Consider the following 14,921-nt stretch of genomic DNA (forward strand, 5'->3'; position numbering starts at 1 on the left):
GTATAAAGGGGGAGCGTTTACTTTGGAGAAATTGAACAGGAAAATGAGCGATGATTTTATTTTATATCCAGAAAAAATTCTTCAATTTGGAGAAGGAAACTTTTTAAGGGCATTTGTTGACTGGCAAATTGATATTTTGAATAAGGAAACTGATTTTAATGGTAGTGTAGTCGTTGTTCAACCAAGAGGTTCTGACAAGATTGCCAGATTAAATAATCAGGATGGTCTGTTCACCCTTTATTTGCAAGGCTTGAAAGATGGCAAAGCAGTTAGTGAACATATGGTGATCAACTCTATCAGCCGGGGCATTCATTTGGCTGACCATTACAATCAATATATAGAACTAGCAGAAAGTAAAGATTTACGTTTCGTTATTTCAAATACGACTGAAGCGGGTATTTATTTTGAAGAATCCGATAAGCTGGATGATCGACCACAGAAGAGTTTCCCTGGTAAGCTAGCTGCCTTTCTCTATCGCCGTTTCAAGGCTTTCAATGGCGATTATCAAAAAGGCTGCATTATGATTCCTACTGAATTAATTGAGGGAAATGGAACAAAGCTTAAAGAAATCATTTTGCAATTTGCTAGTCTATGGAACCTAGGAGATGCGTTTGTCAACTGGATTTGTGAAGCTAACACATTCTGTAATAGTTTAGTAGATCGAATCGTTCCAGGATTTCCGAAAGACTCTGTTCAAGAAATCACCGAGGAACTTGGATATGAAGATGAGTTATTGGTAGTAGGGGAGCAATATCATCAATGGGTCATTGAAGGACCAAAGTGGATTGAAAAGGAATTTCCAATTGACAAGGTAAACTTGAATACATTTTTCGTTGAAGACCTAAATCCTTATCGGATCCAAAAAGTGAGAATCCTCAACGGTGCTCATACAGCGATGATGCCAGTTGCTCATTTATCAGGTTTAGATACGGTGGCAGAAGCCGCTTGCGACGAGGTGGTAGGCGAGTTTGTTCAAGAACTCATCTTTGATGAAATCTTGCCAACTCTTGATTTTCCTCAAGGAGAATTGAGGATCTTTGCAAACGATGTCTTGAATCGTTTTAGAAATCCTTTTATTAAACATTATTTAATAAGCATCAGTATGAACTCCATTTCGAAATTCAAAACGAGGAATTTACCAGCATTGCTTGATTATGTGGAGACCAAGCAGGAACTGCCACGGAAGATGATCTTTGCTTTAAGTTCCCTGTTATATTTTTATCAAGGGAAGAGAAATGAGGAAGTGATTCCACTGGCGGATGATACGGACGTTTTGCAGCTGTTTAAAGAGTTATGGGGACATGTTACGGAAGGAACCAAGACAATCGAGCAATTTGCAAAAGAGGTTCTTGGTCATGAAAAATTATGGGGAATGAATTTAAATCACATCGCTGGTTTAACGGGTATGGTGGCGGAATATTTACAGCAATTGAATCAAAAAGGGATGAAACAGGCACTTGAAACGCTGTTAAAAGAACGTTCTATAAAATAAGGAGGTCCTTAGATGAAGAATATTCTGCAAATCCATGAAAATGACAATATTGCTTTGGCATTAAGAAATTTGCGTAAAGGTGAACGATTTACTGTAAAGGGTATTGAACTAGAATTGAAAGAAGACATTGAAAGAGGACATAAAGTAGCGATTCAGCCTCTTCAAAAGGGAGAACATCTGATTAAATACGGTTTTCCAATTGGACATCTTTTGGAAGATATAGCTATAGGCGATTGGGTTCATACGCATAATGCCAAAACAAATTTATCCGGGACACAGGAATATAGCTATAGCCAAAAGCTTGTGGAAAATCCATTCAAAAATGAACAACTTACATTTAAAGGGTACCGCAGGGGAAATGGCACAGTCGGAATCAGAAACGAGCTCTGGGTTGTCCCGACGGTTGGGTGCGTGAATGGCATTGCTGAAAAAATCCTTAAACGATTTGAAAAGGAAGTCGGCGATCTTGCTCCATTTGATAATATGCTTGTCTTTAAACATAATTATGGCTGCTCCCAATTAGGTGATGATCATGAAAATACAAAACAAATTCTGCTGAATGCCGTAAACCATCCGAATGCTGGCGGTGTTTTAGTTCTTGGTCTCGGTTGTGAAAACAATGAGATGGTCCGTTTTAAGGAAGGGTTAGGCAATATTGATGAGAACCGAATCAAGTTTCTTGTCTCACAAGATGTGACAGATGAAATTGAAGCAGGGGTCCAGCTTGTAAAAGAGATTCACGCTTATGCACAAGGAGATAGGCGGGAAGATGTGCCGTTATCTGAATTGAAGATTGGCTTAAAATGTGGTGGTTCTGATGGCTTCTCTGGAATTACAGCAAATCCGCTTTTAGGCCGTTTTTCAGATTTTCTAATTGCTCAAGGTGGGACGACCGTATTGACAGAAGTTCCGGAAATGTTTGGTGCTGAAGAGATATTAATGGAACGAGCAGAAAATGAAGAGATTTTTCATAAGATTGTAGATTTGATTAATGATTTTAAGGAGTACTTCCTTAAGTTTGAACAACCAGTCTATGAAAACCCATCACCTGGAAATAAAGCTGGTGGCATTACGACTCTTGAAGATAAATCATTAGGATGTACGCAAAAAGCCGGTACATCACCTGTCGTCGATGTTTTAAAATACGGGGAAGTATTACAGAAAAAAGGGCTAAATTTATTGAGTGCGCCAGGAAACGACTTGATTGCTTCATCGGCTTTGGCTGCAGCTGGCTGTCAAATGGTGTTATTCACGACGGGACGTGGAACGCCATTCGGAACGTTCGTGCCGACGATGAAGGTCTCTACCAATACATCACTCTATGAAAGTAAGCCACACTGGATTGACTTTAATGCAGGACTGCTGTTAGAAGAGGATCTTTCACCTGAAGTAGTTCTGCGCGATTTCATTGACTACATCATCAAAGTGGCCAATGGAGAATTTGTAAATAATGAAGAAAATGATTTCAGAGAGCTGGCAATATTTAAAACAGGCGTAACGCTTTAAATGGAGAAAAGGGCACTTGTTGCTCCTCGAACTTCTTGGCTCTTTTTCTCCTCCTTTTTTAACACGCACTCATAACTATTTGTATAAAAAAAACGTTAACAATTAGTGGCGTGGAAAAAAATTATCAAAGGTAATGCGTAAGATAATGCTCAGGAATACTTTGGTTTTGAAAATTAATGGGTACTGACGGAGTTTTGATTAATCGGCCAACGTGTTATTCTTAAGCTAAACAAATTATTTAGTTTTAAAGGATGATTGAAATGGTAACGATTAAAGATATTGCAAAATTGGCAAATGTATCTCATACAACAGTTTCACGGGCGTTAAATAACAGCCCCCTAATAAAAGAGAAGACGAAGAAGAAAATTATTGACCTGGCGAATCAATTAAACTATACACCGAATTACAATGCGAAAAGTCTCGTATTACAAAAGTCATACACGATTGGCCTTTTTTTCACGAGTATAGAAAAAGGGACGTCTCCAAGTTTTTTCTCGGATACAGTCAGAGGCGTAAATCGTGTGATTAGTGGTGAATACAATTTGTTTGTGCGTGGAATTGACGACTATGAGGATTTTTCTTCTATAACAAATCATCGGTTTGACGGTATTATCATCATGAGTCAAAGTGATGTAGATCATGTATTTATGTATCATGTATTGAATCAAAAAATACCGTTAGTAGTCTTAAATCGTGAAATTAATGAAAAATTGATTTATAACATCTTATCAGATGATCGTATCGGAGCTTATGAGGCGGTTTGCTATTTAATTAACGAAGGGCATCGTGATATTGCAATCATTGAAGGTATAGAAGGATTTAAATCTACAAAAGAAAGAAAAGAAGGATATGTCCAAGCGATGATCGATAGTCGGGTTCCTATACGAAACGAGTATATCTTGAAAGGGAAATATGATATGGCGAGTGGATATGAAGCGATGGGGACTTTGCTTTCATTAGAAAAACCGCCTAGCGCCGTGTTTTGTTCTAATGACGATATGGCAATTGGGGCGATGAATGCGGCATTTGCTCATGGATTATCCATCCCAAAGGATGTCTCAGTGGTGGGCTTCGACGATATCGGGTTTTCACAGTATACAAATCCAAGATTAACGACGGTAAAAAGGCCAATTGAAAAAATTAGTATGCAAGGTGCAGAGAAATTATTAATGCTAATGGAGAATCCCGAACAACCAGTCGAATGCGTACTAGTAAAAACGGAATTGAAAATCCGGGATTCCACACAAAAACTAGTCTTTTAAAGAACACATCCCAAAAAAAGATTAACGGGATGTCAGTTTTTTATCAAAAATGTTAACGTGTGCAATCGAGGGAGGAGAAATAGAATGAGGAGATTGAGTAATGATATATACCCGAAAACTAATAAAAAATCCGGCAATTTGGTGGAGGGGACTTCTTACGTTCTTTCGTAGATGGGCAAATTGCTATTTAAAATAAGGAAACAGATTTAAATGGCAATGTTGTTGTCGTTCAGCCACGTGGATGAGAAAAAATTAAACAGCTAAACGATCAAGACGGATTACTTACAAGGCATAAGAGATGGTAAAGAAGTAGAAGAGCATATGATTGTGAATAGTATTAGCAAATGACTATGAGAACTTTCTAGAATTGGCTAAAAGCGAAGAACTAGGGTTTATCATTATCCCTTTTGAGCTCATCGAAGACAATGGCCAACGTCTTAAGGAAGTCGTCTTGCAACTTGCTGATTTATGGGAATTGGAGAAAGGATTTCACACATGGATTAGGGGTGTGATGATACTAGTAAAGGATAAGGATTGACTATTTCATTTGATCCAAATTTACGCTTAAACTTTGGATGGAAGATAAGAAGGAGTCATTGTTATGAAAAGATATGTAATTTGTGGAATAAGCAATCGAGCGATGACCATGTTTATTAAACCAATGCTACAGCAATTTCACAAGGAGAGCACGATTGTTGGTTTATTGGACAATGATCCTTTAAGATTTCAAATTTGTAAAGATGCGTACAAAGAATTGCAACATGTTCCAGTCTTTTTAGCTGATCAATTTGAAAAAATGATTGAAGAGACGAAGCCTGATTATGTCATAGTAGCAAGCAGGGACGATACACATGTGGATTATATCCTTGCTGCATTGAAGGAAAATATTCATGTCATTACAGAAAAGCCCATGGTTACAAACGCTAGGGATGCTAACAAAGTATTAGAAGCAGAAAGTAAGAGCACTGGAAAGGTTATCGTTACCTTTAATTACCGGTACAATCCTTTTCATCGAAAAATAAAGGAAATGATTCTTGAAGGGAAGTTAGGTCGAATCACCTCTATTGATCTAAATTGGTACATGGATACGTATCATGGGTCAAGTTACTTTAGAAGGTGGAACCGGAAAAGGGATTTATCTGGTGGCTTATCTGTTCACAAATCGACCCATCACTTTGACTTAGTCAATTGGTGGCTTGATCAAAAGCCAGAAGAAGTGTTTGCATTTGGGGGCCTTCATTATTATGGGCCTGAAGGAGAATTAAATCCCAAAAAAGAAGACGGTCGCTATTGTTCCACATGCGATGTTAAAGATTCCTGTCATTATTTTGTGCGTTGGAATGCGAGAAGTGGTGCTATACAAGTAAAAGATGACCATCTTTTATCTGGGGTTTTTCAAAATGATCCACCTTATACGGACTATCGTCCTGATGCGTGTATCTTTGATTCTGAAATTGACATTGAAGATACATATGTTGCCACGGTGAAATATGATCGGGGAACAATATTATCCTATTCCATTAATTTCTCAGCACCATATGAAGGCTATCGACTTAGCATCAATGGTACAAAAGGCAGGCTCGAAACGACTGAATATCATGAGCCCTCCCGCATTCCATTTGAATACCCTGAACAGACTATAGATTTCTTTCCATTGTTTGGGTCAAAGGAAACGATTCAATTAGTGAAAAGTTCAGGTGGTCATGGAGGGGGAGATCCGATTCTATTAGAGGATATCTTTTTAGGACCAGATCCATTACGAGATTATGACATACAGGCAGGTGCTGAAGCTGGGGCTTATTCCATTGCAGTAGGTGAAGGAGTGTGGCGTTCAGTTTTGGAGAAGAGATCTATTCCTATAAAAGAGCTCATTTAACATCATTCATGGATACGAATGGCTTTTTATTAGAAGTAATGGTTTGTTTTTGTTCGAATATGTTCTATAATAACCATAAAATTATTATAGATATGAGGGATCATGCATGCTTTCAGTCGAACGGTATGAAAAAATAGTAAATCAATTAGGTGAATCTCATGTATTGAGGGTAGGCGAATTAAGCCTGAAATTAGGGGTGACTGAAAAGACGATACGTGGTGATTTGGAAGTACTTGAAAAGCGCGGGCTATTAAAACGAATTCACGGTGGAGCTGTATTGCCAGAAGCTGATGATCGAATCCTACCAATTGACGAAAGACAATCTGGAAGGGGCGAAACGAAGCAGGCAATTGCAAAGGAAGCACTGAAGCTTATTCGCCCAAACGATACAATCTTAATGGATGGCGGAAGTACGACACAAGCGCTAGCAAGCTTGCTAGGGGAATGGAAAGTGACGGTCATTACAAATGATATCAAGATCGCTCATACCCTCCTTAATAAAAATGAGGTATCACTGATCGTCTTAGGTGGAGAGAGGATCCATCAATCTTCCTCTTTATTAAGTGCACAAGCTATCCAGATGCTTGAAAAAATTCGAGTGAATCGATTATTTTTAAGTGCGACAGGTGTGTCTATTGAACATGGCCTTAGCGTGATTAATAGTATTTATGCAGATTGGAAAAAACAGATTATTACAGCAGCTGACCAGGTTACGCTTCTAGCTGATTCGACAAAATTTAATAAAGTAGCCTTGTTACAATTTGCAACGATGGATGATGTTCATGAAATTGTTACAGATAACAATATAGATAAAGATACTAAGCTAGTAATTGAACAAAAAAATATCAAACTCCATCTCGCAAAATGAATGAAAGGTAGAAAAGATTCCCAAATTAGTTGTTATCTTGATTAAACATGGTATACTTGAACAATAACGTACCAAATAAAACAAAAACAAACAAAGACGAACAATTGAGGGGGCGTTAAGATGGAGTCTCTATTTTCCTTAGTCGGAAAAACAGCGCTAGTAACTGGTGCAAGCCGAGGACTCGGCCAAGGAATGGCCGTGGGCCTTGCTGAGGCTGGAGCTGTTGTAATAGGCGCTGGTATGAGTGACATGTCTGAAACGAAAGCTAAGATTGAAGATGTGGGTGGAACATTTTATGACATTCAAACAGACCTATCAAAAATGAATGTTGTAGATGATTTAATCAAAGAAACACTTTCTAAAGTATCGAAGATTGATATTTTAGTAAATAACGCAGGAATTATTCGACGAGAAGACGCAATAAATTATCAAGACCAAGATTGGTACGATGTAATCCAAGTTAATCAACATTCTGTTTTTCTTTTATGTAGAGAAGTAGGAAAGCATATGTTGGCTAATGGCTCTGGGAAAATTATAAATATTGCTTCCATGCTGTCCTTTCAAGGTGGATTACGAGTTCCTGCTTATACGGCCAGTAAACATGCAGTGGCAGGACTTACAAAATCTTTCGCCAATGAGTGGGCAGGCAAAGGGATAAATGTAAACGCTATCGCGCCGGGCTATATGGAAACGGATAATACAACTCAAATAAGAGAAAATGTCGAGCGTAACGCTTCTATTACAAGCAGAATTCCACAAGGGCGTTGGGGTACTCCAGATGATCTTAAAGGAGTCGTTGTATTCCTCGCCTCAGATGCGTCCAACTATATTAATGGACATGTTTTGCCTGTTGATGGCGGTTGGCTTAGTTCGTAAAAACAAATATAAGACAAATTAGAAAGGGGTATTTTAAAATGGAAATTAGACACACAACAAATCCTACAGACATGAGGCAATATACAACGGAACGTTTACGTAGTGAATTTTTGATGGAATCTTTATTTGTAGCTGGAGAAATGAATATGGTTTATTCTCATTATGATCGTGTAGTGACTGGAGGAGCGATACCGACTTCGTCACCTGTACTACTTGAAGATAAGGAAACGTTAAAAACAGACTACTTTTTAGAACGCCGAGAAGTAGGCATTATTAATATTGGTGCAAATGGTAAAGTAATGGTGGATGGTGAAGAATACACGTTAGCTAAAAGGGATTGTCTATATGTTGGTTTAGGGAATAAGGAAGTTACATTTCACAGTGTAGATCCTTCTGAACCTGCAAAGTTTTATTTCGTGTCTTCGTTGGCTCATAAGAACTATCCAACGAAGAAGATTCCTATTGAAGATGCTACGCCGATCAAACTTGGTTCAGATAGCCAATCTAATAATAGAACCATTTATCAGTACATCCATAATGACGGCATCCAAAGCTGTCAGTTGATGTTAGGAATGACTCTCTTAGAGCCTAACAATATGTGGAACACGATGCCTGCTCATTTACATGATCGTAGGATGGAAGTTTACCTCTATTTTGATTTGGACCAAGATGCAAGAGTGTTTCACCTTATGGGAGAACCCAGCGAAACGAGACATTTAGTTGTGAAGAATGAGCAAGCTGTTCTTTCACCACCATGGTCCATTCACTCAGGCGTTGGAACAAATAATTACACATTTATCTGGGCGATGGCTGGAGAGAATTATACATTTACAGACCAAGACCCTGTTAATATGAATGATTTAAAATAACATATTTCATATAAAAAGAGGATGTTCTAATAAGGGTCTGACCCTTTACTAGTGACATCCTCTTTTTTATCGAAGGGGTGGGAGCAAACGCTCATGGTTAGTGAACCTTTCAGTTTGAAATGGGAAAATTCTTAAAAATCTATACATTTACCTTAAAATTTTCACTTATTAAAGTAAGCGTTTTCATTTAAAATACATGTAAGAGGAAAGGAGGATGACAAAGAATGCACGTACAAGGAGATGTAGATCTTCCAGTAAAAAATCCATCAAAAACGAAGAAGATGAAGAAAAGAAAAATGGAAAAATGGATTCCTTATCTATTTATTTTACCTTCATTTTTAATCATTGTATCCTTTTTATTTTATCCGATCGGAACGGTGTTTTACTACAGTTTGCAATACTATGATATTTCTGCTCCTTATTATAATAAGTTTGCAGGGTTGGATCATTTTAAAAGAATTTTTACAGAAGATGATTTGTTCTTACCTAGTTTGTTTAATAGTTTTAAATGGGTCGTTTCTCAGGTAGGCTTACAGCTCATTTTAGGAATGATATTAGCTCTCCTATTAAATCAAACGTTCAAGTTTAGGGGATTTGTAAGAGCTGTGGCTTTCATACCTTGGGCCATTTCAGGTGTCCTAGCTTCTGTCATGTGGTCGTTAATGTATAACGAACATATGGGGGTCATCAATGATTTGTTAATGCGAATGGGGATTATCAGTACTCCTCAAGCATGGCTTTCTGATACAACGACGGCATTTATAGGTGTTGTTATTGCAGAGGTATGGCGCGGCATTCCGTTTTTTGCCATTACTCTATTAGCTGCCTTACAAAGCATTCCAGAAGAACTTTATGAAGCAGCAAGAGTGGATGGAGCCGGACGCTGGAAGTCCTACATTCATATCACCTTGCCACAGCTAAAAAATACGATTGTTTTGACTACTCTGCTTCGAACAATATGGGAGTTTAACAATGTAGACTTACTCTTTAACTTAACTGGGGGAGGACCTGCCCACTCAACGACTACGTTAACGATGTATATTGCTGAACAAGCTGTACATGGGAGTAATTTTGGATACGGTTCTGCTTTAACTGTTGTAACGTTTGGGATTCTGTTTTTGTTTGCCATCATCTATCTAAAAGCATCGCGATTTGAAAGGGAGGGTGATTAACATGCAGAATTCAAAAAAGAATAAAGATAAGATTCTATTTTTCTATCTTCCGTTGACTTTAATGATTAGCTTTACAGTATTTCCAATCTATTGGACATTGATGACCGCATTGAAATCAGAAGGTGATATTTTAAAACGACCTTTAGAATATGTACCGCTTGCTCCTACTCTTGAAAATTTTGTGATGGCTTGGAATAACGTTGGGTTTGCTACCTATTTTAAGAACAGCCTAATTGTTGGAGTAAGTACGGTTTTAATTGTCGTGGTATTATCTACCTTATCTGGATATGCTTTGAGTCGATATAAATTTAAAGGGAAGCGTTCATTTTTATTGATGCTATTATGTACTCAATTCATTCCTAGATCGATGATGATCATCCCATTATTCGTCATTTTTAAAAATCTAGGCTTAATAAGCAACCCATTATCACTCATCATTACATATGCGGCAATCGAAATTCCATTTACAACGGTGTTGATGAATGGGTTCATCTCAAACGTACCGAGAGAGCTGGAAGAAGCGGCAATGATGGATGGCTGCAATCGTCTGCAAGCAATTAGGTTTGTCGTGTTTCCGCTGTTGTTGCCTGGTATTGTAGCGACTGCGGTATTCACTTTCATCTATACATGGAATGAATTCCTAATTGCCTTAATGCTAACGAACCAACAAAGTAAATTTACTTTACCAGTCGGTTTAAGTTACATGATGGGCGAATTTAACGTCAACTATGGTGCACTTGCAGCAGGAAGTATCATCGCTTTAATTCCAGCTGTTATTCTTTTCTCTTATGCCCAAAAGCATCTAGTAAATGGAATGGGCGGAGCAGTAAAAGGTTAATAGGAGTAAAAATGAATGACCAATTTTGAGGGGGGTACAAGATGTATAAACATGTAAGCAGATCGTTTATGGCAATATCAATGGCAGCAACTCTTTTCCTTGCTGGCTGTAGTGATGAAACTGCAACAGCACCAAAAACACCGAAGGGGACAAAAGACGAACCAGTCACCATTACTTTTTGGGATGAGAATGCTGGACCACAACGAACTCCGATATGGGAAGAGTTGATTAAGAGATTTGAAGATAAGCACCCTAATATTGATGTGGAATATGTAGGCTTACCGAAAGATTCAGCAAAGAAAAAAATGGATGCTGCCATCGCATCTGATGATATGCCAGATCTAGCATCTGTACAGACGAGCTGGCTGCCTGAATTTTCAATTCGCGAAGCATTATTGCCGCTTGATGATTATCTAGAAAAATCTGATTTGAAAGACAAAATCAATGAAGGAGCGGTTAAATTTAATAAAGATATCGTACAAGATAATAAACTTTATGGGATTCCGTATACACAAAACCTAGATATTCTTTGGGTCCGTCCTGATTGGTTTAAAGAAGCAGGTGTGAAAGTTCCAGAAATATGGGAAGAGTTTTTCACAGCTGCTGAAAAGATGACGGATAAAAGCAAAAATCGCTATGGATACACAATCCGGGGCGGAGCTGGTGGATCGTTCCAACTACAGCGTCTAATGTTTGCTTATTCTGGTTTAGAAGATTACATCGATGAAAGCGGAAAAAGTACAATAAATGATCCTAAACATGTTGAATTTGTTGAAAAATACTTAGCGCTATATAAGAATTTCACACCACAAAGCGATATCACCAATGGATATAAAGAAATGATTGCAGGTTTTGATACAGGAGCTGTTGCGATGGTGCAACATAATATTGGCTCATTTGGTGAACATAGTGAAGCGTTAGCGGCAGATCAATTCCAGGCGATTCCTCTGCCAAAAACAGAAGAAGGTAACTCTGTGGCCGAAGGTGGAAATACGATTGGTATTTCAATCTTCAAAACAACAAAGAATCCAGAGGCAGCATGGGAATTTGCTAGTTTCCTAAACTCTGCAGAAAGCCAAAGTTATTGGAATCAGCAAGTAGGCCAAATCCCAACGAACTCAGATGTATTAAATGAGCAATGGATACAAGAATCGCCACATATTCAAATAGCTTTTGAAGTATATAATGATCCGAACACTGTATTATATAAACCACCATTCTATTTACCTGATTATCGTACAATTCTTGATAATCAAGTTGATGCTGGAACTCAGGCTGTCATGAGTGGGAAGAGCACAGTAAAAGAATTTCTTGATGAGTGGGCAGAAGCTATGGAAAAATCAGAAAAACAATACAATGAGCATTTTAAGAAATAAAGGGTAAAACGGGGTGTGGATTTCTAACACCCTGTTTAAGGACATGGGAGCGGGGCTTCGCGGCGTACTAAAAAGCCCTCTACCTAGCAGGTATACTTATTTTTATTATAGAAAGTACTCCGAAATTCGGCTTCGCACCGCCACCATTGTGATTAGGGGAGTGTAGCGTGCTACATGATTGATCCTTCATGGTAAATGGTGGCGTTTTAACGCCATGCAGGTTTTTGTATATAAAAACAAAATCATTCTAAAATAAACAACCTCAAAGAAGGACGGAAGGGAGAACGATCAAATGAACTATTCTGAATCGATTATGGAGTTAAACAAAATTGGCAATCCTTTAGAAATGGCTGAAAAAGCTTGCCGGGCTGTGATGAATGCCTATAAACCAGAGGTATTACCTCCGGCTAACTCTTTTCATTATCACCAAGGGGTATTCTTATATGGTTTGCTCAGAGTATGGGAAGCAACAGGGAAGCAAGAATACTACGAGTATATGAAAAGTTATATAGACAGCTTGATTGATGAAGAAGGAAATTTATATTTTGCCAGAGATGAATTAGATTCCATCCAAGCTGGTATTCTTCTTTTTCCGTTGTATAAAGAAACAAATGATCCGAAATATATGATTGCTGCCAAGAAACTAAGGAATCTATTATTAACTATAAATAAAACAACAGAAGGCGGATATTGGCATAAAGACAAATATCCATATCAAATGTGGTTAGATGGGCTTTTTATGGCAGGTCCATTTTCGCTGCTATATAGTCAATTCTTCGATGAACCTGAGCTGATCCATACCACATTTTATCAAGAACAATTGATGAGGAAGCATATGATGGATGAAAACACAGGGCTCTTGTTTCATGCTTGGGATGAGAAAAAGGTGCAACCATGGGCAGATTCTGAAACGGGATGTTCACCAGAATTTTGGGGAAGATCAGTAGGCTGGTATGGAACAGCTCTGATAGATTTATTGGAAATTTTGCAGGGGAAACCAGTTGTCCAAAATGAATGGATTGCATCCATACAACATTTAATTCCAGCATTGATCAAATACCAAGATAATCAAACTGGTTTATGGTATCAAATTGTTGATAAAGGGGAAAGACCTGATAATTGGCTTGAGTCTTCTTGTTCTAGCTTGTTTCTTTATACAATTGCAAAAGCGATTAAAGCAGGATATGTCAGTGAATCGTACAAAGAATCTATCCAAAAAGGGTACGCAGGTCTGCTAGAACATATGGTAACGATCCATGAATCAACTTTAGATCTGAAGGGGATTTGTATTGGGACCTCTGCTGGCTTATATGATTATTATGTGTCTAGACCTACCTCTGAAAATGATTTACACGGTGTAGGAGCCTTTGTTCTTGCGAGTATGGCGATTTATGATTTGGCGAATCATGGATAATTGACTTCAAAAAAATGAAAATAAGAGGTGAATACATGAAAAAAGTAGTTGGTTTTGTTCTTATGCTAGCGTTGATATTTTCCGGGGATTTTACTAGTGAAGCATCATCAAGAAGTTTAGGGAATGAAGTTTTATCAAAGAATGATGGTTGGGCTTCATATGGTGAAGGGACAACGGGAGGAGCGAAAGCTGACAAAAACCAGATATATACGGTTTCTACTAAACGAGATTTGATTCAAGCATTAGGTGGAAATAACGCCACCAATGGTAAAAATGCAACGTCTAAAATCATCTATGTAAAAGGTAAAATTGAACTGAATGTCGATTTGAACAATCAACCAGTAGGCGCAGAATATTATGCGGACCCTGCCTATGACTTTTCAGGGTATTTAAATGCTTATGATCCTATGGTATGGGGATACAGTGAAGAAGTGTATGGTCCCTTTGAAGAGGCAAGAGCGCGATCTCAAAAAAAACAGAAAAATGAAATGGTGATAAATATAGGTTCGAATACCACAATCGTTGGTGTTGGTAAGGATGCAAAAATCAAAGGCGGCAGCCTGATGCTAAACAATGTAGAAAATATTATTATCCGAAATATTGAATTCGAAGCACCTGTTGATTTTTTTCCGCAATGGGATCCGACAGATGGTGAGTACGGAGAATGGAATTCAGAATATGATAATATCTCGATCATAAACGGCACCCATCATGTCTGGATTGACCATAACACCTTTAGTGATGGCGAAAATACAGACAAGTCATTCGGGACCTACTTTGGTCGGTTATATCAAAAACATGATGGTCTTCTCGATATAACGAATGGGTCTAATTATGTAACAGTTTCGTATAATATCTTTAAAGATCATGATAAGGTTTCTCTTATTGGTTCGAGCGATAGTAGAATTTCAGATCGTGAGACGTTAAAAGTAACTCTGCATCATAACCATTATCAAAACCTTACACAGAGACTTCCACGAGTTCGGTTTGGCGAAGTTCACGTTTACAACAATTTCTATGAATTTCAACAAAATGCAACTTACGGGTTTGATTACGCCATTGGGGTTGGTCAAGAATCAAAACTGTATGTGCAGAATAACTATTTTAAGTTTGATTTTGCCATCGACCCTTCAAAAATATTAAAATATTGGAAGGGGACATCTATCTATGAAGATGGTTCCATAGTCCAAGTAAAGAAGTCTGCTCAACGAGTAGATTTAATTCAAGCCTTTAATCAAGCAAATGAAGTCCAGTTTAATGAAGAGGTAGGTTGGAAACCTGAGCGGTACACCAACATACACCCGACTATGACAGTTCCTATCCTTGTTAATCTAAAAGCGGGTTCAGGGAAATTATTTTAAACAAGAAGGGC

At 38.0% G+C, this 14,921-nt stretch carries 13 protein-coding genes; all 13 read left to right on the top strand.

The genetic code is table 11. The annotated features are described in order from the left end of the window. The first annotated feature begins 22 nt into the window (after nt 1-22). The 13 genes from AC625_RS02825 to AC625_RS02880 all read left to right on the top strand — a co-directional run bounded on the left by AC625_RS02825 (nt 23) and on the right by AC625_RS02880 (nt 14,910). Nucleotides 23-1,492, top strand: coding sequence for a tagaturonate reductase (locus AC625_RS02825; RefSeq protein ID WP_082190921.1), 1,470 nt, complete (start codon nt 23-25; stop codon nt 1,490-1,492). Nucleotides 1,493-1,504: 12 nt separating this feature from the next. Beyond that, nucleotides 1,505-2,998 carry a UxaA family hydrolase gene (locus AC625_RS02830; protein WP_049679904.1) on the top strand — a complete coding sequence of 498 codons (1,494 nt, stop codon included), beginning with the start codon at nt 1,505-1,507 and terminating at the stop codon, nt 2,996-2,998. 260 nt (nt 2,999-3,258) lie between these two features. Further along, nucleotides 3,259-4,260 (top strand): LacI family DNA-binding transcriptional regulator, encoded by a 1,002-nt coding sequence (locus AC625_RS02835; RefSeq protein WP_049679905.1) that lies wholly within the window; start codon nt 3,259-3,261, stop codon nt 4,258-4,260. Nucleotides 4,261-4,627: 367 nt separating this feature from the next. After that, nucleotides 4,628-4,798 (top strand): hypothetical protein, encoded by a 171-nt coding sequence (locus AC625_RS28715; RefSeq protein ID WP_156187397.1) that lies wholly within the window; start codon nt 4,628-4,630, stop codon nt 4,796-4,798. Nucleotides 4,799-4,861: 63 nt separating this feature from the next. Continuing rightward, nucleotides 4,862-6,136, top strand: coding sequence for a Gfo/Idh/MocA family protein (locus tag AC625_RS02840; protein WP_049679906.1), 1,275 nt, complete (start codon nt 4,862-4,864; stop codon nt 6,134-6,136). A 106-nt stretch (nt 6,137-6,242) separates the two neighbouring features. After that, entirely contained in the window at nt 6,243-7,004 is a 762-nt protein-coding gene (locus AC625_RS02845) for a DeoR/GlpR family DNA-binding transcription regulator (RefSeq protein WP_049679907.1), read from the top strand. 120 nt (nt 7,005-7,124) lie between these two features. Next, entirely contained in the window at nt 7,125-7,880 is a 756-nt protein-coding gene (kduD, locus tag AC625_RS02850; RefSeq protein WP_049679908.1) for a 2-dehydro-3-deoxy-D-gluconate 5-dehydrogenase KduD, read from the top strand. A 38-nt stretch (nt 7,881-7,918) separates the two neighbouring features. Beyond that, nucleotides 7,919-8,749 carry a 5-dehydro-4-deoxy-D-glucuronate isomerase gene (gene kduI / locus AC625_RS02855; RefSeq protein ID WP_049679909.1) on the top strand — a complete coding sequence of 277 codons (831 nt, stop codon included), beginning with the start codon at nt 7,919-7,921 and terminating at the stop codon, nt 8,747-8,749. Between the two features lie 224 nt (nt 8,750-8,973). Next, nucleotides 8,974-9,921, top strand: coding sequence for a carbohydrate ABC transporter permease (locus tag AC625_RS02860; protein WP_049679910.1), 948 nt, complete (start codon nt 8,974-8,976; stop codon nt 9,919-9,921). A gap of 1 nt (nt 9,922) precedes the next feature. After that, nucleotides 9,923-10,759, top strand: coding sequence for a carbohydrate ABC transporter permease (locus AC625_RS02865; RefSeq protein WP_049679911.1), 837 nt, complete (start codon nt 9,923-9,925; stop codon nt 10,757-10,759). A gap of 41 nt (nt 10,760-10,800) precedes the next feature. After that, nucleotides 10,801-12,135 (top strand): ABC transporter substrate-binding protein, encoded by a 1,335-nt coding sequence (locus AC625_RS02870; protein ID WP_049679912.1) that lies wholly within the window; start codon nt 10,801-10,803, stop codon nt 12,133-12,135. Nucleotides 12,136-12,427: 292 nt separating this feature from the next. Then, nucleotides 12,428-13,549, top strand: coding sequence for a glycoside hydrolase family 88/105 protein (locus tag AC625_RS02875; RefSeq protein ID WP_425415429.1), 1,122 nt, complete (start codon nt 12,428-12,430; stop codon nt 13,547-13,549). Nucleotides 13,550-13,584: 35 nt separating this feature from the next. Beyond that, complete coding sequence (locus AC625_RS02880) at nt 13,585-14,910, top strand: pectate lyase family protein (RefSeq protein WP_053177988.1); 1,326 nt, start codon at nt 13,585-13,587, stop codon at nt 14,908-14,910. Nucleotides 14,911-14,921 lie beyond the last annotated feature (11 nt).

This window comes from Peribacillus loiseleuriae (genome assembly GCF_001183985.1).
Taxonomy (GTDB): domain Bacteria; phylum Bacillota; class Bacilli; order Bacillales; family DSM-1321; genus Peribacillus; species Peribacillus loiseleuriae.